The following is a 17,644-nucleotide window of genomic DNA, read 5'->3' on the forward strand; positions in this document are numbered from 1 at the left end:
ATTTGGATTCTATCGGGTACCGATGACGCGGGTTTCGCCCGGCGCGAGACCGTCCAGCCGATAGTCACCAACGGCTTCGCGGATCAGGCGAAGTGTCGGCAGGCCCACCGCCGCCGTCATCCGCCGCACCTGGCGATTGCGCCCTTCGCGCAAGATGATCCGCAGCCACGCATCGGGCACCGTCTTGCGGAAGCGCACGGGCGGGTCGCGCGGCCATAACCATGCTGGCTCGTCGATGAGTTCCGCCCCTGCCGGCAGCGTCGGCCCGTCGTTCAGGACGACGCCGCGGCGGAGCTTCTCCAGGGCTTCCTCGGTCGGCACGCCCTCGACCATCACCACGTACGTCTTCGGCTGCTTGTGCTTCGGATCGGCGAGGCGGTGCTGCAGCTTGCCGTCGTCGGTAAGCAGCAGCAGTCCTTCGCTTTCGTGGTCCAGGCGCCCCGCGGCGTAGACGCCCTTCTGCGGTACGAAGTCGGCCAGCGTGCGCCGGCCGGCGTCGTCGGTGAACTGGCAGAGCACCCCGAAGGGTTTGTTCAGGGCGACCAGCACGGACTTACTTCGCGGTGGCGGGCTTCACGAAACGCAGGGTCATGCGGTCCGATTCACCGATCGCCTGCCACTTGGCCTTGTCCGTTTCACCCATGTCGTAGGTGGGCGGCAGGGTCCACACACCCTTCGGGTGGTTGTGGTCGTCCTTCGGGTTGGCGTTGATTTCGCTCTGGCCGTCGAGCTTGAAGCCGGCGTCGGTGGCGAGCTTGATCACGTAGTCCGTGGGCAGGTAGCCGCTGTTGACCACCTGGTCCAGCGTCTTGCCCTTGTCCGCGCGGTGATCTTCCACGCCCAGCACGCCACCCGGCTTGAGCACGGCGAAGAAGGCCTTGAACATGGCCTCGGCGCTGCCGTCGGCGGCCCAGTTATGCACGTTGCGGAAGGTCAGCACCATGTCGGCCGAGCCGGCCGGGCCGAGCACCGGCTTCTTGTTGTCGAATTCGACGAAGGCCGCGTTGGAGTACTGGTCCTTCGCGAACGAGAACTTGTTCTGCAGGGCCGTCCTGCTCTTCGAGCCCGGGGGCACGGCGGCGATGTAGTGGCCATGCGCGTTGAGGTACGGCGCGAGGATCTCAGTGAACCAGCCACCCGACGGCCAGATCTCGATCACCGTCATGTCCGGGCGAATGCCGAAGAAGGTGAGCATTTCCTTAGGATGACGGTACTGATCGCGCGCGGTGTTCTTCGGGTCGCGCCACTTGCCGGCAATCGCCTGGTCGAGCTGGGCGGACGAGGCCTGGCCTGCGCTGGCGGGCGGGGTGGCCTGGGCCGGTTGGTCCACTTCCACCGCCATCGCGGCGACCGGAAGGGTGAGACCGATGAGTGCTGCGAGGATGACCTTCTTCATGGCGGTTACCAGCGTGGGGGACAGGGCCGGAAAGGTAGCACGGCGCCCCTGCGACCACGCGTGCCTTGCGATGGCCCTCACGCATGCCGGAGCATGATGGGAGCCCCCACAGGGAACACCCCCCATGCCGCTCCCCCCGGCCCGCACCCTTGCGGGTGCCATCCTCCTCGCACTGGCCGGTACGGCCGCGGCACAGCAGGCCGAGCCGCTCGCCCCGGTGGTCGTCACGGCCACGCGCAGCGCGCAGTCGCCTTACGACATCCCCGCCGCCGTGGACTCGGTGCGTACGCCGCCCGACGGCACGCTCGACGTGAACCTGTCGGAACGGCTGCAATCGATTCCTGGCGTGACCGCGCGCGATCGCCAGAACTACGCGCAGGACGCGCAGATCTCGATCCGTGGATTCGGTGCGCGCTCCACGTTCGGCATTCGTGGCATCCGCCTGTACACGGACGGCATCCCGGCGACCATGCCGGACGGGCAGGGCCAGGTCACCCACTTCAACCTGGATTCGGCCGAGCGCGTGGAAGTACTGCGCGGGCCGTTCTCGGCGCTGTACGGCAATGCATCCGGCGGCGTCATCCAGCTATTCACGGCCGACGGCACGGCCACGCCGGAGCTGCGCTTCGGCATCGCCGGTGGCAGCAACGGCGTGTTCCGCAGCTCGGTGAATGCGCGCGGCAGCGAAGGCCCGGTGGATTACAACATCGACCTCAGCCACTTCCGCACCAGCGGCTATCGCGACCACAGCGCCGCCCGCCGGGAATCCGGCAACGCGAAGCTGGGCTGGCAAATCGACGATGACCGCAAGCTCACCCTGGTGCTCAACGCCGTGGATATCCCCGGTGCGCAGGATCCGCTGGGCCTGACCAAGGCGCAGTTCCACGCCGATCCGCGCCAGGTCGCCAGCGTGGCCGACACCTACAACACGCGCAAATCCGCCGACCAGCAGCAGGCGGGCCTGATCTACGACCAGCGCATCGACGAGGCGAACAGCCTGCGCGTGATGACCTACTACGGCCAGCGCACGGTCACCCAGTACCTCTCGATCCCCGCGGCGACGCAGGTGTCGCAGGCGGGTAACTCCGGCGGCGTGGTGGACCTGGGCAATGCCTACGGCGGCAGCGATGCGCGCTGGACCTGGCGCGACGAGGTGCTGGGCCGGCCCTTCGAACTGGCCGCCGGCGTCGCCTACGACAACCAGCACCAGCACCGCACGGGCTACAACAACTTCGTGGGCGATGTCCTGGGCGTGCGTGGCGACCTCCGCCGCGACGAGATCGACCGCGTCTTCGACTTCGACCAGTACGCCCAGGCCACCTGGCGCGTGGCCGACGCATGGACGCTCATGGGCGGCGTGCGCCACAGCGATGTGCATTTCAGCTCCACGGACCGCTACATCGTCCCGGGCAACCCCGACGACAGCGGCACCCAGCACTACGACGCGACCACGCCGGTGTTCGGCGTGCTCTGGCGCGCGGCGCCGTGGGCGCACGTCTATGCCAACTGGGGCCGGGGTTTCGAAACCCCGACCTTCTCCGAGCTGGGCTACCGCGCCGATGGCGGTGCCGGGCTCGCGTTCGACCTGAAGCCGTCGCGTTCGCGCAATGCCGAGGCAGGCATCAAGCTGCAGCCCACGGACACGATGAAAGGCGGCCTCGCCCTGTTCCGCGCGGACAGTGACAACGAGCTGGCCGTGGCCACCAACGTGGGCGGCCGCACGACGTACCAGAACATCGCCCGCTCGCGCCGCCAGGGCATCGAGGCGTCGTTTGACGACGAGGTGGCGCAGCACCTGCACCTGCTCGCTTCGTACACGCACCTGCAGGCCAGCTTCCGCACGCCCTTCCTCACCTGCGTCGCCACCGGCTGCGCCGCGCCGGATACACCCGTCGATGCCGGTACGCGCATCCCGGGCGTGCCGCGGTCCATGGGTTACGCCGCGCTGAAGTACGGGGCCGAGACCGGCGTGCAGGCCGGCCTCGACATGAATGCCATGGGTGCAACGTCGGCCAACGACCTCGGCACCGCGGTGGCACCCGGGTATGCCTTGTTCGGCGTCTCCGGTGGCTACGTGTTCGACAACGGCCCCTGGCGGGTGAACACCTTCGCCCGTGTCGATAACCTCGCCGACCGCCACGTCATCGGCTCGGTGATCGTCAATGACGGCAATGGCCGCTATTTCGAACCCGCCCCGGGCCGCACGTTCCTCGTCGGCGTGGACGTGCGCTGGCGCTGAGCGTCATGCAGAAATCGCGAGGCGCTCCGACCGGTACATCAACGCGGTGGCCCATACGGCGAGCGCCGCCGCGACAAACCCGCCGGCCAGGCAGGAGGCGAGCTCCTGGCCCGTGATGCCATCGCCGCGCATCAGCTGCACGATGCCGAGGTTCTGCCCGAGCAGGGGCACCGCGTACATCCACGCCTCGGGTTTCACCGGGATCACCGAGAGCAACGCACTCGGCAGGATCGGGATGATCATCAGGATCGACAGGTAGGTCTGTGCTTCGCGGTAGCTCTTCGCAAACGCGGACACCAGGGACTGCAACGCCGCCAGCAGCAGGATCAGCGGCAGCATCAGCACCACCACCCGCGCGCCGAAGTGGAAGCCGAGGTCCAGCGCGATGCCCAGCTTCTCGGTGGGAATGAACCACGGCGCGGTGGAGAACGCCGCCACGCTCAGCAGCAGGCTGATGATGGCGAACGTGCAGATCGCGGCCAGTTTGCCGGCGAGGATCTTCCAGCGCGCCACCGGATTCACGAACAGCGGCTCCAGCGACTGGCGCTCGCGCTCGCCCGCGGTGAGGTCGATGGCCAGGTACATGCCGCCCATGAACACGGTGAGCACGAAGAAGTACGGCAGGAACGAGAACATCAGCGCCGAACGCGATTGCGAGGTGGCCTGGTCACGATCGGCCACCGTCACCGGCCATGCGGTGGACGGCGACAGGCCACGGGCGATCAGCCGCATGGCGCCTTCGCGACGGGCGTAGTTTTCCACCACGGCGCGCACCCGCCCCACCGCCGTGTTCGCATCGCGGCGCGACGAGTCGTAAACCAGCTCCACCTGCACGGACTGGCCCTTGTTCCATGCCTGCACGTAGTCGGGGGCGATGCGGATCACCACATCGGCCGTCATGTCGTGCACCGCGCGCTGGGCATCCTTCACGCCCGGGTCGGCGTCGATGCCCGCGGCCTTCAGCGCGGCGACGAAGTGGGGCGCGAGCTCCGCACCGATGACCGGTACGTGGATCGGCTGGTCCGCGCGGGCCAGTTCGCGGTTGACCATGACGTTCATCAGCATGATGAACAGCACGGGGCCGAGCAGCGGGCCGGTGATCAGCGCGTTGATGAGCGTGCGGCGGTCGCGCAGGTTCTCGCGCACTTCCTTCCAGTAAACGGCGGAAAAGGCGTTCATGCGGCCAGGCCCTCGTCGGTACCGATGATCCTGACGAAGGCGTCCTCGAGGCTCGCCTCCCCGGTCTGTTCAAGCAAGGCCGCCGGCGTGGCATCCGCCACCACGGTGCCATGCGCGATCACCACGATGCGATCACACAACGCGGCCACCTCCTGCATGATGTGGCTGGAGAACAGCACGCAACGGCCTTCGGCCTTCAGCTGGTGCATGAATCGGCGCATGGCGCGCGTGGCCATCACGTCCAGGCCATTGGTCGGCTCATCCAGCAACACGTTGCGCGGATCATGGACCAGCGCCCGTGCGATGGCGGTCTTCACCCGCTGGCCCTGCGAAAAGCCTTCGGTGCGCCGGCTGGCGATGTCGCGCATTTCCAGCGCGTCGATCAGGGCTTCGCGGCGGCGGGTGATCTCGGCCTCCTGCATGCCTTGCAGGCGGCCGAAATAGGTGATGTTTTCCGCGGCGGTCAGCCGCTTGTACAGGCCGCGCGCATCGGGCAGCACGCCGAGCTGGCGGCGGACGGCGACCGGGTCGACGACGGCATCGACGCCATCGACCAGCACCTGGCCGGCATCCGGCTTCATCAGCGTGTAGAGCATGCGCAGCGTGGTGGTCTTGCCGGCGCCGTTCGGGCCAAGCAGGCCGGTGATCTCACCGTCGCGCGCGGTGAAGCTCACGCCGCCGACGGCTTTGACGTCGCCGAACGACTTGTGCAGGTCCCTGACTTCGATCATGGCGTGGCTCCGTTGAAGCCGACAAACACGGGCTGCGGGGAAAGACGCTCCAGGCAGGTGCCGTCCAGTGCCTTGGCATCGGCCTTGTCGATGAACTGGTCGAGCAGGCGCGGCATGCACCCGCGCGCCACCACGTTGTGGCCCTGGCCCTTGAGGACGAAATGGCGGCCGTTGGGCAGGCCCTTCAGCACCTCGTCGCCGTAGCGCGGCGGCGTCACCGGATCGAACTCGCCCGACATCAGCAGCGCGGGCACGGTGCTCTGCAGCGGCTGGTGGAAGTCCGCCGGCCGCGTGCCGTGCGGCCATACCGAGCAGGCCGCGCGGAAGGCCTCGATCATGTTGTCGCCGAGGATGGTGTCCTTGTCCTGCGGGCGCGGGGTAAGCAGGTCGGCGTCTTCGGAGCAGATCACCGAGTACTGCATGCCACCGTCCATGGTGTCGCCCAGATCACCCGTGAGCAGCTTGGCCTGGCCGAGGAGCGGGCCGACGTCGCCGCGGGCGGCGGCATCGATGGAGAGCGGCAGCAGTGCGGCGGTCTCCGGCGAATACGCGAACATGCGCACCACCGTGGCCAGGACGTACTCACTCAGCGTGCGCTGGGTGCTGGCGTAGGTCTGTGGATCGCGGAAGCTGACCTTATGCGGATTGGCGCGCAATGCGTCACGCAGCTGGTACAGCGTCTGGTAGGGATCGGCGAAGCGCGCGCGGCAGGCTTCGTCGTTGGCGCAGCGGGCGAACTGCGCCTTCAGCGCCGCATCCAGGTTCACCGCGAAATCCTCGCCGAGCACCAGCGCATTGGGCGCGATGCCGTCCAGCACCAGCGCACGGACGGCATCGGCATGGCGCATCGCGTACTGCTGGGCGACGCGGGTGCCGTAGGACACCCCGAAGATATCGAACTGCGGCGAGCCGAGCGCCTTGCGCACGTCTTCCAGGTCCGCGACCGCGTCGGTCGTGGTGTAGAAGCGCACGTCGGCCTGCGCGGAGAGTCCGTCCAGGCAGCGCTTCGTTTCCTTGCGCACGGCGTCGGCATCCACGCCGCGGCTTTCTTCGGAGCCGCCGGGTACGTCGTGGTCGTCGCCATCGCGGCAGCTCAGCGGGTGCGAGCCGCCGGTGCCGCGCTGGTCGAGCAGCAGCACATGGCGGTGCGCCAGCAACGGGGCCATGGCGGGCGCGACGCTGGACCAGGTTTCCGTCGCCGCCTGGCCGGGGCCACCCGCAAGGAACACCACCATGTCGCTGGCCGGCACCTGTGCGCTGCTGCGGACGATGGCCAGGCGCATGTCGAGCTTGCGGCCCTCCGGGTGCGCGCGATCTTCCGGCACCTGGAACGGTGCGCACCACGCGGCGGTGGACAGGCCGGAATGCGGCTGCGGCAGTTCGCACGGATGAAGCTGCAGCGAACCCAGGGTCCAGGTGCGTGGGACCGCCGGCGCCTCGTTCGCGGCGGCCGTGGTCCGGGCGGCGGGGGCCGCGTCGGCGGCGCCGCGGTGGATCACGTGTCGTCCGGCGAACGCCGCAACAACAATCGCGACGATGATGGCGAAGCGAGGAGCGCGTTTCATGCCTTCATGCCTCCGGCGTGAAGATGGATTCGATGGGCAGCGCGAACAGCCGGGCGATCTTGAACGCCAGCGGCAGGCTCGGATCGTACTTGCCCGTCTCGATGGCGTTGACCGTCTGTCGCGACACGTCGAGCCGCTCGCCAAGGTCGGCCTGCGACCAGCCCGCCGCGGTGCGGAGTTCCCTCACCTGGTTATTCATGGGAGCGGTAGTACAGGCGGATGCCGCACTTGGCGACGCCGAACAGGCCCATCAGGATCGGGAACACCCAGATGGCGACGGACGCGGCGGTGGGCGCTTCAAGCACCTTCGCGTTGAGCAGCAGGCCGTAGGAAAAGAATCCGAATCCCCCGAGGCCACCGGCGATCGCGATGGCTTCCAGGTCGATGCGCCGCTCCAGTTCATCCTGGTCGCGGATGACGCGGATCATGGCGCGCAGCACGAAGGCGATGGGGATGGCCGGCAACAGCGTGACCGCCGTCCGGGCCACCGTGCCGTCCAGCGTTCTCAGCCAGTACACGGAGGCGAAGATCAGCACCACGTAACCTGCCATGGCCGGGAAGAACTCGCGCAGGTAGCGCTTGTGAACGGCACGCATCGCCATGTCAGTGAGCCTCGATGAAGTCGTTGAGCGCCTTGCCGAAGGCGGCCGGCTGATCGAGCATGACATAGTGCCGCGACGGCGCGAGCGCGATCACCTTGGCGTTCGGCGCATCGCTGAGCAGCGCGGTGTAGTACGCCACTTTCTGCGCCTGGGTGATCTTCATCGGGCCCATCTGCGCGTCCTGCTCGGCGAACGCGGTGATCTCGAGGATCGGCGCCGTCGCTGCCTTCAGTTCGGAACGGTAGTCCGCACCCGCGTCTTCGGCCATGTAGCGTGCGACGGCCTTCTGGTCGCTGCGTGCGTTCAACGGCGCGACGCGTTCGGCGGTGGCCGCGTCGAGCGTGCCGACCTTCTGCATGTAGGCCAGCTGCTGGGCCTTGAACTCATCGGGTGTGGCGCCTTCGGTCTTCGCCTTCAGCTGCGCGGCTATGGCGGCGCGCTGCTCCGGGCTCACCCGCTCCATGCCGGGGAAGATCGGCAGGCCATCCACCGCGACCAAACCGCCGGTGAGGTCGGGATGGCGGCCGGCGAACCGCAGGGCCAGCGTGCCGCCTAGGCTATGGCCCACCAGGATCGGCTTCGCCAGGTGGTTGTCCTTGATGAACTGGGCCAGCGAGGCGTCGGCGCGGTCCATCCAGTTGCCGTCGGCGGAGGGCGCCGGCGTGCCGTCGAAGCCGGCGAGGGTCACGGCGTAGACCACATGGTGCTTTTCCAGGTCGGCGATGGTGTCCTTCCAGACCCACGGCCCGCCGGCCAGGCCGGGGATGAGGATGACCGGGCTACCGGCCGTGCCGTGGCGCTCGACCTTCAGCGTGCCGACCTGGGTGCCCTGGAGGGCACTGGCCGCGGGGGTGGCACCGGGCGTGGCGCCGGCGGCATGGAGGGTGGAGGCGGCAGCGGCGGCCATCAGCAGGGCGGCGGCGCGGAAGACGATGCGGTACGACATGTGCGAACCCCTTTCGTTGGCGTGGAGCGTGTCAAGCACGCTTGACATCATCCTGCGCCAGGCCCTGGCCGCGTGTCAAGCGACCTTTACATCCGGATTCTGTGACACGCGTCACCTGTTGCCGGGTTTCTGACGCGCCCGGGCGAAACACGACCCGACTCGTCATGCCGCGCCGCCGTGGCCGCCGCGCGCGGCCGTGGCGGGGCCTCGCCACCCGCCGATCGCGCCCGGCGCGCGATGCGTCTTCGGCAAGCCACGCTCGCAAACGCGCCGTTTCCGTGCGCGGTTTCGGCACCTGTAAGTCGATACGGCAGCAAGGCGTCAAATTCATTTCCCGCCCTCTTCCCGGACCCGATCCTTGCAACCGACGGACGTACGTCGCACCGACTTCATCGGGGCGGGTGCCCAGGAGACCTGAGATGACCATGCTTCGCCGCCTTGCCCTCACCGCCGCCGCCACGTTCGCCGTTGCCGCAGGCAGCGCGCATGCCGCTACGGCCACCACCACCTTCAACGTCCGGATCACGATCACCGCGGCGTGCGATATCAGCACCACGGCGCCCACCGACGTGAACTTCGGCACGCAGCCATCGACGGCCACCAATGTCGACAACCAGGGCGCGCTCAACGTGAACTGCACGCCCAGCGCGCCGTACACCATCGCGCTGGACAACGGCCAGAACGGTACCGACGCCAACACGCGGAAAATGAGCAACGGCACGTCGCTCGTGCCGTACCAGCTCTATCGCGCCGCGACGCGCACGGCCGCTGACGTCTGGGGCAGCACCACCGGTGGCAGTGGCAACGTCTTCGCCGGTACCGGTAGCGGCAGCGTGCAGACGTTGCCGGTGTTTGGCCGCGTACCGTCTACCAACTTCCCGGCCGGCAGCTATGCCGACGTGATCACCGCCACGATTACCTACTGACGGCACGTGCCTGCCCGAATGCCACGCAGGGCCCTTGCCGTCGCGCTCATCGCGATGGGCATGGGTGCGCCGGGGGCGTTCGCCAGTGGCTTGCAGGTGGCGCCCATCGGGCTGCACCTCGCCGCCGCCGAACAGGCCCAGGCCCTGTGGCTGACCAACACCGGCACGGAGATCCTGCACGCACAGGTGCGCGTGTTCCGCTGGACCCAGGCCGATGGCAAGGATGCGCTGGCGCCGACGCGCGACCTCGTGATCAGCCCGCCGATGGTGACCATCGCCCCGGGTGACAAACAGCTCGTACGCGTCATCCGCCAGGTCGCGCCGCCGCTGGATGGCACCGAGTCCGCCTACCGGGTCGTCGTGGATGAACTGCCGGTGGGCGGCACGGACAAGGGCGGCCTGAAATTCGTCCTGCGCTATTCGATCCCGGTATTCATCGCTCCGGCGGGCGACCCGACGGTGAGCGCCACGCTACAGGCGGGCGTCGATACCAGCACGGGCAGCGCGCGCCTCAGCGTCAGCAATACAGGCAAGGGCCACGCCCAGGTCGCCGACGTCTCCCAGCGCAACCCCAGTGGCAAAGACACCCCGCTTCTCACCGGCCTTGTCGGCTATGTGCTGCCCGGCAGCACGATGGCGTGGCCCCTGCCGGCGCAAGCGCAGCGCGCCGGTGCCTTACGCGCGAGGATCAACGGTGAGGCGAACGAGTCGACCCTGGTCGTGGACCCGGGCAGCCGCTAGCGTCCTCGTGCTCAAGGCCGCCACCGTGCATGCCATGGACCACGCCTCCGACGCGATACCGCCGCCCACGATGGATCCGCGGGTGAGCGTGGCGGGCGAGGATCTCTATCTCGAAGTCGTCCTCAACGGCACCGCTACCGAGAAGCTGATGCATTTCATCCGCCGTGGCGAGGCGCTGTGCGCCAGCGCGGCGGACCTGCGCAACCTGGGTTTCGTGCTGCCGCCCGGCGACGAGATGCGCTGCCTGCTCGATATCAGCGGCCTGCGCTACAGCTACGACGCCGGCCAGCAACGGGTCACGATCGACGTGCCCACCGGCCGGCTCGACCTGCCCCGGCAGATCCTCAACCAGCCCGAACGCAGCGCGACGAAGGCGAGCAGCGGCACCGGCCTGCTGCTCAACTACGACATCTACGCCTCGCAGGGCGCCGGCCTTGGCAACGTCAGCGCCCTGACCGAACTGCGCGCCTTCAGCGAGGACAAGGGCGTGCTCAGCTCTACCGCCCTGACGCGCCGTTACCAGGTGCCCGGCGACGGCTGGCAAGGCGGCAACGTGCGCCTGGATACGCAGTGGCGCCTGTCCTTCCCGGATTCGTCGGTCGCACTGACGGTGGGCGATACGTTCACCGGCTACACCTCGTGGAGCCGCGCCACCCGCATCGGCGGCATCGCCATCGGCACCGACTTCGCCTTGCAGCCTTATCGTGTCACCACGCCGCTGCCGCAATTCTTCGGCCAGGCCACGGCGCCGTCGTCGGTCGAGCTGTACGTCGATGGCATCCGCCAGTACAGCGGCAAGGTGCCGGCCGGCTCCTTCCAGCTCACCGCCGTACCGGGCGTCGACCAGTCGGGCCAGGCACAGGTGGTGCTCACCGATGCGCTCGGCCGCAGCAGCACGGTAACGTTTCCGTTCTACGCCGCGCGGCAGCTGCTGCGCGCCGGCCTCGACGACTGGTCGGTGGACGTGGGTACCGTGCGCGAAGCGTACGGCATCGATTCGTTCGCCTACGGCAACGCCCCCATCGGCAGCGCGACGTGGCGGCGCGGACTCACCGACAGCTTCACCCTCGAGTCGCACGCGGAGGCCGGTGACGGCCGCGGCACCGCCGGCCTCGGCACGGTGTGGAACCCGTTCGGCGCCAGCGTGGTGAACGCATCGTACGCGGCGTCGCGCGGCGGTGGCGCGCAGTACGGCGCGGGGTTCTCGTGGAGCGGCCGCTATATGAACTTCTCGCTGGACACGCTGCGCAGCAACGCGAGTTATCGCGACGTGGCCTCACGCTACGGGTCACCACCGCCACGCGATAGCGACCGTGCCCTCGTGGGCTTCAACGTGCGCTCGTCCAGTTTCGGTGCGAACTACGTGCGCCTGCGTTACCCGGGCCAGCCTGCCTCGCGCTATGCCGGCCTGTTCGTGCTGCGCACGCTGGGGCGTGGCGTCGCGGTGAACGCGAGCCTCAACCAGAACCTCGATGAACACGCCGACCGCAGCTTCTTCGTCGGCATCACCTGGGCGCTCGACGAACGCACGACGTGGACGGCCTCCGCCCAGCGCGATCGTGACCAGACCTTTGCGACGGTCGACGCCAGCCGGCCTATCGATGGCGACGGCGGCTTTGGCTGGCATGTGCAAGGGCGAAGCGGTGCCGACGGCGGCGGACTCGGCGAATTCGGCTGGCTGGGCAACCAGGGCCAGCTCACGGTGGGCGCCAGCAGCGTCGGCCCCTCGTCGTACGCCTACGCCGATGCGAATGGCGCCGTCGTGTTGATGGGTGGCCACGTGTTCGCGGCGCGGCGCATCGACGATGCGTTCGCCCTGGTCAGCACGGAAGGCGCGCCGGACATTCCCGTGCTGCTGGAGAACCGACGCACGGGCGTCACCGATAGTAACGGCCTGCTGCTGGTGGCGCGCCTCAATGCCTGGCAGGACAATCGTCTCGCCATCGATCCGATCGACCTGCCTGCAGACCAGCGCGTGCAGCGGGTCGACAGCGTGGTGGCGCCCGCCGATCGCTCCGGCGTCATCGTGCGTTTCCCGGTGACTCGCGTGCGCGCGGCGCTGGCGATCCTCGTCGACGACGCCGGCACGCCGCTCGCCCTGGGTTCAACGGTGGACGTGGGCAGTGGCGAACCGGCCGTCGTGGGTTACGACGGCCAGGCTTACCTAGACCACCTCAAGGGCAGCACCACCACGCTCAACGTGACGCGGCCCGACGGCACGCGCTGCATCGCCACGCTGGCCTACCCCGCGCAGGCGCATGACCTGCCCGAATTGGGCCCCCTGCCATGCAAGGCCACGCCATGAAGTGGATCGCGCTGTTCCTCATCGCCTGCGCCGCGCTGTTCGCCGCACCGCGCGCGCAGGCGACGACGACCTGCGGCATCACCAGCATCACCAACCTTTCGTTTGGTGCGGTGGATCCCACGGGCAGCACGGTGGATACGACGGCGACGATCAACTACAGCTGCACGTATTCGGGCTTCCTCGGCATCCTCTACGGCAGTTACATCACGATGTGCGTGAGCCTGGGCCAGGATGCGCTCGGCAACCTGGCACCGCGCACGATGATCGATCCGCTCGGCGATCGCATGCAGTACCAGGTGTACAAGGACGCCACGCGCACCGCGATCTGGGGCGTGGTGAACAACGTCACCTATGCGCCGCTGACGGTCACCGCGCAGGTGCCCCTGCTCAACAATGGCACTGCCGTCACCGGCAGCGTCACCGCCTACGGGCGCGTGCCCACGGGCCAATCCACTCTTTCGCCGGGCGCGTACACCGGCACGCTCGCCGGTGGCACCACGGGCACCGCGCTGACCTACAGCTACAGCGAGGCGCTGCTCTCGCTGGGCACCTTCCCCGCTTCGTGTACGGCAGGCGGTACCGCTGCCGCGGCGACGGTGGCAGGCCCGACGACGAACGTCAGTGCGTCCGTCGCGGCGAAGTGCACGCTCGCCACCGCCAGCGACCTCAACTTCGGCTCGGTCCCCGGCCTGCTGCGCACCAACACCGACCAGACCTCGCTGATCCGTGCCACGTGCACGAATCGCGCGGCCTACCAGGTGGGGCTGGATAACGGACAGAACGCCAGCGGCAGCGTGCGGCGGATGGCCGGAGGGGGACGCTTCGTCACGTACGAGCTGTATCGCGACAGCCAGCGCACGCTGCGCTGGGGCACGGCGCTGAACACGGATACGGCGACGGGGAGCGGCAGCGGCTCGGAGCAGACAGTGACGGTGTACGGCCGCGTGCCCGTGCAGGCCGCGGCGGTGGCGGGTAGCTACAGCGACATCGTGACGGTGACGATCACCTATTAGTCGTCGGGCGACCAGCTGCCACGGCGCGGCTTGCCGCCACCCGGCTTCGGCCCGACCTTGCGGCGCAGGCGTGCTTCCAGCGTGGCCGCCTGTTCTTCGCGCTCTTCGTGCAGCTTGAGGAAGTTGCGCCAGCGCTGCGGCGAGAGTTCGCCGGACGCCAGCGCGGCCTGGATGGCGCAACCCGGTTCGTTGCCATGGCCGCAGTTGCCGAAGCGGCACTGCGCGACCAGGGTTTCGATGTCGGCGAACAGGTCGAGGTTTTCCTCGCCGGTCAGCTTGAGCTCACGCATCCCCGGCGTATCGATCAGGCAGCCGCCGGTAGGCAGGCGAAGCAAGGCACGGTGCGTGGTGGTGTGGCGTCCGCGGCTGTCGTGGCTGCGCACGGCGCTGGTGGCCATGCGCTCCTCGCCCAGCAGCGTATTGGTGAGCGTGGACTTGCCCGCGCCGGAGGAGCCGACCAGCACGGCACTCATGCCGGGGCCAAGGTATGGCGCAAGCATGGTCACCGTCGTCGCGTCCTTGCCGTTGATGGCGTGCACCGCCGCGTCGTCCGGCAGGCGCGCGCGCAGCGAGCTGACCGCCGCCTCCACGTCCACGCCGGTATCGGCCTTGCTCAGCAGCACCACGGCCTTCGCGCCGGAACCTTCCACCAGGGTGAGGTAGCGCTCGATGCGAGACGGATTGAAGTCGCCATCCAGGCCGGTGAGCACCAGCACGTAGTCGATGTTGGCCGCGATCACCTGGCGCTCGTAGCGCTCGCCGGCCGCCGCGCGGGTCAGCGTGGAGCGGCGCGGCAGGATCTCTTCGATCACCGGATGGGTGGCGCGGCTGAGCAGGACGAAGTCGCCCACGGCCGGGCGCAGGGCCGGGTCGAGGCCACGTTTCAGGAACGGCCCGGCGGGCTGCGCGTTGAACGGCTCGTTGCCGTCGTGCACCTCGTAACCGGCACGGTGCTGCGCCACGACGCGCGCGAGGCGGCGTGGATCGTCGGGCAGCGTGTCGTCACGCCAGCCGATGTGGCGCAGGCGCGCCAGGTCCGAAGGGTCGGTCATGCGGTGGATTATGCCCGCTCCGGGCCATAAAACGCCCTCGCGAGGCCATGCCGACGCTGTTACGATCCGATGACGACCGCCGGGACGGGCCTGGCGGGCCGCACCGGAAGTGCCAGAACGTGTCCTCGATCAAGCCCAGCGCGCACCTGGCGGAAGTGCGCTACGAAATCCGCGGCGCCCTGACCCGGCGCGCACGCGACATGGAAGCGGCCGGCCGGCCGATCATCAAGCTGAACATCGGCAACCCCGGCCGCTACGGCTTCACCACCCCCGCCCACCTGCGCCAGGCCATCGCCACCCACCTGGGCGAGAGCGAAGCCTATGGCCACGAGCAGGGCCTGGAAGAGGCCCGCGAGGCCATCGTCGCGCAGCAGCTCGCGCGCGGCGCCCAGGGCGTGGATGCCGAGCATGTGTTCGTCGGCAATGGCGTCAGCGAACTGATCGACATCTCCCTGCGCGCGTTGCTGCAGCCGGGCGACGAAGTGCTCCTGCCCAGCCCGGATTACCCGTTGTGGAGCGCCGCCACCATCCTCAACGATGGCAGCCCGCGCTATTACCGCTGCCTGGCCGAGAACGGGCACCTGCCCGACCCGGACGAGATCGACGCCCTGGTCGGCCCGCGCACGCGTGCGCTGGTGCTGATCAACCCGAACAACCCCACGGGCGCCGTCTATCCGAAGGCGTTGCTCGAGCGCATCGTCGAGGTCGCGCGCCGGCATAACCTGCTGCTGCTGTGCGACGAAATCTACGACGAGATCCTTTACGACGGCACGCCGTTCCAGCCGCTCGCCGCGGTCGCGGGTGATCACCCCTGCGTGAGTTTCGGCGGCCTGTCGAAGGTGCATCGCGCCTGCGGTTATCGCGTGGGCTGGATGAGCCTGACCGGCACGAAGGCACGCATCGCCGAGTACCGCGACGCGCTGCAGCTGCTCGCCGCGCTGCGCCTGTGCGCGAATGTCACCGCGCAGTGGGCCGTGCGTCCCGCGCTGCTCGACACGCCGACCATCGGTGAACTCACCACGCCCGGTGGCCGCCTCCACGAGGCACGCCGCATCGTGCTCGACCACGTCGCGGCCAGCCCGTATCTCGACGTCGTCGCACCCGGTGGCGCCATCTACGCCTTCCCCTGGGTGCGCGCCGATGCCATCGCGCACTTCGACGACACCGCGTTCGCCCTGCGCCTGCTCGACGAAGAAGAAGTGCTCGTGGTGCCCGGCACCAGCTTCAACCTGCCGGCCAGCCGCCACCTGCGCCTGACCCTGTTGCCGGAGCCCGCCCAGCTGGCCGAAGTGTTCACCCGGATGGACCGCGTGCTGGCCCGCATGGCGGCGGAAGACCGCCCTGCGACGAGCGCGGTCGCCTGATGCCGGCACCCACGTTCCTCGCCCTGGGCGATTCGTACACCATCGGCGAGGGCGTGCCGGAGAACGGCCGCTGGCCCGTGCAACTCGTGGCGCGGCTGCATGCGACGCACGTCGAACTGCAGGCACCGCGGATCATCGCGACCACCGGCTGGACGACGGACGAGCTCTCGGCCGCCATGGATGAGGCCGGCCTGCACGCAGGTTATGGCCTGGTCACGCTGCTCATCGGCGTGAACAACCAGTACCGCGGCCGCGCGTCGGCGGAATACCGCGAACAGTTCCTCGCCCTGCTTGAACGCGCCATCGCCCTGGCCGGCGATGCGCGCCGCGTCATCGTCGTATCGATTCCCGACTGGGGGGTCACGCGTTTCGCCGAAGGTCGCGACCGCGCCGCGATCGCCGATGCCATCGACGCGTTCAACGCCATCGCCCGCGACGAGGCCCAGCGTGCCTTTGCCCGCTGGGTGGACATCACCGGCATCTCGCGCACGGCAGGCGCGGCCGACGCCATGCTCGTCGACGACGGCCTGCACCCCTCCGCCGCGCAGTACGCGCGGTGGGTCGAGGCCATCCTGCCCCAGGCCGAGGCCGCGCTGAAGGAACAGAAACGTTCCTGAAACACGAACGCCATCCGATGGTTACAGCTCGGCCCGACACTGATCTCCCGGGACAACCCCGGAAATCGACGCCATGGCCAAGCTCACCTGCCGCAGCGCCTTCATCTCAGACGTGCATCTAGGCACGCCCGACTGCAAGGCTGCCTACCTCCTCGACTTCCTGCGTAGCGTGCAATGCGAACGGCTCTACCTCGTCGGCGACATCATCGACCTGGAAGCCCTCGCCAAACGCCACTGGTGGCACCCCGACCATAGCGCCGTCATCGCGGAACTCATCGCGATGGCCGCGCGCGGCGTCGAGGTCATCTACATTCCCGGCAACCACGATTACCAGATGCGCGGCCTGGCCGGTTCCACGCTCGCGGGTATCCGCGTGGAGCTGGATGCCCTGCACGAAGGCGCGGATGGCCGCCGTTACCGGGTGAGCCACGGTGACGAATTCGACCCCGAGCATATCGGCAAGCGCTGGCTGACCCTGCTGGGCGACACGATGCACCGCTTCATCTGCTGGGCCAACCGGCGCATGCACGCGGTGCGCCGGCGGATGGAACTGCCCTACGTGCCGCTCTCCATCATCATCAAGTCGCACATCGGCCTGGCCATGGCCTACATCCGCGGCTACGAGCAGCGCGTGGCCGCCGACGCGGCGGAGCGTGGCCTGGACGGGCATATCTGCGGGCACATCCATTTCGGCCACATGCGCCCGATCAACGGCATCCTGTACCTCAACGACGGCGACTGGGTGGAACATTGCACGGCGCTGGTCGAGGACTTCAGCGGCGCCATGGAACTGGTCCACTGGACCGAGCGCTACACCCCGCTCGGTCGCGCCAGCCGTGAGACGATCCTGCCCTCCCCGGCGGCGGTGCTCAGTTTCGCCCCGCTGGCGGATTGCCGGAACGATCTTTCGACGCTGGCGCCCGCCCTGGCGGGTTGATTTCACATTGATAGCGCCCATCTGCGAGGGA

17 protein-coding genes are annotated in these 17,644 nt (G+C 68.6%); 8 read left to right on the forward strand and 9 right to left on the reverse strand.

Annotated features, from left to right (window positions below; genetic code table 11):
* Positions 1-9 precede the first annotated feature (9 nt).
* Both FIV34_RS18965 and FIV34_RS18970 read right to left on the reverse strand, forming a co-directional pair.
* Positions 10-549: a pseudouridine synthase gene (locus FIV34_RS18965; protein WP_139985060.1), complete on the reverse strand. Its 540-nt coding sequence runs from the start codon at positions 547-549 to the stop codon at positions 10-12.
* Between the two features lie 4 nt (positions 550-553).
* Positions 554-1,396, reverse strand: coding sequence for a class I SAM-dependent methyltransferase (locus FIV34_RS18970; protein WP_139985061.1), 843 nt, complete (start codon positions 1,394-1,396; stop codon positions 554-556).
* A gap of 124 nt (positions 1,397-1,520) precedes the next feature.
* Between FIV34_RS18970 and FIV34_RS18975 the strand changes: the two genes are divergently transcribed.
* Positions 1,521-3,635, forward strand: coding sequence for a TonB-dependent receptor family protein (locus FIV34_RS18975; RefSeq protein ID WP_139985062.1), 2,115 nt, complete (start codon positions 1,521-1,523; stop codon positions 3,633-3,635).
* 3 nt (positions 3,636-3,638) lie between these two features.
* Here FIV34_RS18975 and FIV34_RS18980 read toward each other — a convergent pair whose 3' ends face one another.
* From FIV34_RS18980 to FIV34_RS19005, 6 genes are read right to left on the reverse strand one after another with little or no spacing between them, the layout of a single operon-like run.
* A complete protein-coding gene (locus tag FIV34_RS18980) occupies positions 3,639-4,814 on the reverse strand; it encodes an ABC transporter permease (protein ID WP_139985063.1) in 1,176 nt (391 codons plus the stop codon).
* The gene (locus FIV34_RS18985; RefSeq protein ID WP_139985064.1) at positions 4,811-5,545 is read right to left on the reverse strand and encodes an ABC transporter ATP-binding protein; all 735 of its coding nucleotides are present in this window, start codon (positions 5,543-5,545) and stop codon (positions 4,811-4,813) included. The genes FIV34_RS18980 and FIV34_RS18985 overlap by 4 nt, the downstream gene beginning before the upstream one ends.
* A complete protein-coding gene (locus FIV34_RS18990; RefSeq protein WP_139985065.1) occupies positions 5,542-7,110 on the reverse strand; it encodes an alpha/beta hydrolase in 1,569 nt (522 codons plus the stop codon). Before FIV34_RS18990 ends, FIV34_RS18985 begins: the two co-directional genes overlap by 4 nt.
* A gap of 4 nt (positions 7,111-7,114) precedes the next feature.
* Positions 7,115-7,309, reverse strand: coding sequence for a helix-turn-helix transcriptional regulator (locus tag FIV34_RS18995; protein ID WP_139985066.1), 195 nt, complete (start codon positions 7,307-7,309; stop codon positions 7,115-7,117).
* Entirely contained in the window at positions 7,302-7,712 is a 411-nt protein-coding gene (locus FIV34_RS19000; RefSeq protein ID WP_246058680.1) for a hypothetical protein, read from the reverse strand. The genes FIV34_RS18995 and FIV34_RS19000 overlap by 8 nt, the downstream gene beginning before the upstream one ends.
* Position 7,713: 1 nt before the next feature.
* Positions 7,714-8,697 (reverse strand): alpha/beta fold hydrolase, encoded by a 984-nt coding sequence (locus FIV34_RS19005; RefSeq protein ID WP_246058681.1) that lies wholly within the window; start codon positions 8,695-8,697, stop codon positions 7,714-7,716.
* Between the two features lie 380 nt (positions 8,698-9,077).
* Between FIV34_RS19005 and FIV34_RS19010 the strand changes: the two genes are divergently transcribed.
* Genes FIV34_RS19010 through FIV34_RS19025 form a run of 4 tightly spaced genes read left to right on the forward strand, consistent with a single transcriptional unit; the run spans position 9,078 to position 13,643 of the window.
* Positions 9,078-9,584 carry a Csu type fimbrial protein gene (locus FIV34_RS19010; RefSeq protein WP_246058682.1) on the forward strand — a complete coding sequence of 169 codons (507 nt, stop codon included), beginning with the start codon at positions 9,078-9,080 and terminating at the stop codon, positions 9,582-9,584.
* 18 nt (positions 9,585-9,602) lie between these two features.
* Positions 9,603-10,325 (forward strand): fimbrial biogenesis chaperone, encoded by a 723-nt coding sequence (locus FIV34_RS19015; RefSeq protein ID WP_139985067.1) that lies wholly within the window; start codon positions 9,603-9,605, stop codon positions 10,323-10,325.
* Complete coding sequence (locus tag FIV34_RS19020; RefSeq protein ID WP_170207659.1) at positions 10,279-12,630, forward strand: fimbria/pilus outer membrane usher protein; 2,352 nt, start codon at positions 10,279-10,281, stop codon at positions 12,628-12,630. The genes FIV34_RS19015 and FIV34_RS19020 overlap by 47 nt, the downstream gene beginning before the upstream one ends.
* Positions 12,627-13,643 carry a Csu type fimbrial protein gene (locus FIV34_RS19025; RefSeq protein WP_170207660.1) on the forward strand — a complete coding sequence of 339 codons (1,017 nt, stop codon included), beginning with the start codon at positions 12,627-12,629 and terminating at the stop codon, positions 13,641-13,643. Before FIV34_RS19020 ends, FIV34_RS19025 begins: the two co-directional genes overlap by 4 nt.
* Here the strand turns inward: FIV34_RS19025 and rsgA are convergent.
* Complete coding sequence (rsgA, locus tag FIV34_RS19030; RefSeq protein WP_139985070.1) at positions 13,640-14,695, reverse strand: ribosome small subunit-dependent GTPase A; 1,056 nt, start codon at positions 14,693-14,695, stop codon at positions 13,640-13,642. The two genes, FIV34_RS19025 and rsgA, sit on opposite strands and share 4 nt — an antisense overlap.
* Positions 14,696-14,814: 119 nt before the next feature.
* Between rsgA and FIV34_RS19035 the strand changes: the two genes are divergently transcribed.
* From FIV34_RS19035 to FIV34_RS19045, 3 genes are all read left to right on the forward strand, one after another.
* Positions 14,815-16,059 carry an aminotransferase class I/II-fold pyridoxal phosphate-dependent enzyme gene (locus tag FIV34_RS19035; protein ID WP_139985071.1) on the forward strand — a complete coding sequence of 415 codons (1,245 nt, stop codon included), beginning with the start codon at positions 14,815-14,817 and terminating at the stop codon, positions 16,057-16,059.
* A complete protein-coding gene (locus tag FIV34_RS19040) occupies positions 16,059-16,676 on the forward strand; it encodes an SGNH/GDSL hydrolase family protein (RefSeq protein WP_139985072.1) in 618 nt (205 codons plus the stop codon). The genes FIV34_RS19035 and FIV34_RS19040 overlap by 1 nt, the downstream gene beginning before the upstream one ends.
* Positions 16,677-16,749: 73 nt before the next feature.
* Complete coding sequence (locus FIV34_RS19045) at positions 16,750-17,613, forward strand: UDP-2,3-diacylglucosamine diphosphatase (protein ID WP_139985073.1); 864 nt, start codon at positions 16,750-16,752, stop codon at positions 17,611-17,613.
* Positions 17,614-17,644 lie beyond the last annotated feature (31 nt).

This window comes from Luteibacter pinisoli (genome assembly GCF_006385595.1).
Classification (GTDB): Bacteria; Pseudomonadota; Gammaproteobacteria; order Xanthomonadales; family Rhodanobacteraceae; genus Luteibacter; species Luteibacter pinisoli.

Bases quoted from the DNA above. Each gene is read 5' to 3' on its own strand.
- rsgA (WP_139985070.1), bottom strand. From the start codon at position 14,695: ATGACCGACCCTTCGGACCTGGCGCGCCTGCGCCACATCGGCTGGCGT.
- FIV34_RS19045 (WP_139985073.1), top strand. From the start codon at position 16,750: ATGGCCAAGCTCACCTGCCGCAGCGCCTTCATCTCAGACGTGCATCTA.
- FIV34_RS18975 (WP_139985062.1), top strand. From the start codon at position 1,521: ATGCCGCTCCCCCCGGCCCGCACCCTTGCGGGTGCCATCCTCCTCGCA.
- FIV34_RS19000 (WP_246058680.1), bottom strand. From the start codon at position 7,712: ATGGCGATGCGTGCCGTTCACAAGCGCTACCTGCGCGAGTTCTTCCCG.
- FIV34_RS18990 (WP_139985065.1), bottom strand. From the start codon at position 7,110: ATGAAACGCGCTCCTCGCTTCGCCATCATCGTCGCGATTGTTGTTGCG.
- FIV34_RS18985 (WP_139985064.1), bottom strand. From the start codon at position 5,545: ATGATCGAAGTCAGGGACCTGCACAAGTCGTTCGGCGACGTCAAAGCC.
- FIV34_RS19025 (WP_170207660.1), top strand. From the start codon at position 12,627: ATGAAGTGGATCGCGCTGTTCCTCATCGCCTGCGCCGCGCTGTTCGCC.
- FIV34_RS19010 (WP_246058682.1), top strand. From the start codon at position 9,078: ATGACCATGCTTCGCCGCCTTGCCCTCACCGCCGCCGCCACGTTCGCC.
- FIV34_RS18970 (WP_139985061.1), bottom strand. From the start codon at position 1,396: ATGAAGAAGGTCATCCTCGCAGCACTCATCGGTCTCACCCTTCCGGTC.
- FIV34_RS18980 (WP_139985063.1), bottom strand. From the start codon at position 4,814: ATGAACGCCTTTTCCGCCGTTTACTGGAAGGAAGTGCGCGAGAACCTG.
- FIV34_RS18995 (WP_139985066.1), bottom strand. From the start codon at position 7,309: ATGAATAACCAGGTGAGGGAACTCCGCACCGCGGCGGGCTGGTCGCAG.
- FIV34_RS19040 (WP_139985072.1), top strand. From the start codon at position 16,059: ATGCCGGCACCCACGTTCCTCGCCCTGGGCGATTCGTACACCATCGGC.
- FIV34_RS19015 (WP_139985067.1), top strand. From the start codon at position 9,603: ATGCCACGCAGGGCCCTTGCCGTCGCGCTCATCGCGATGGGCATGGGT.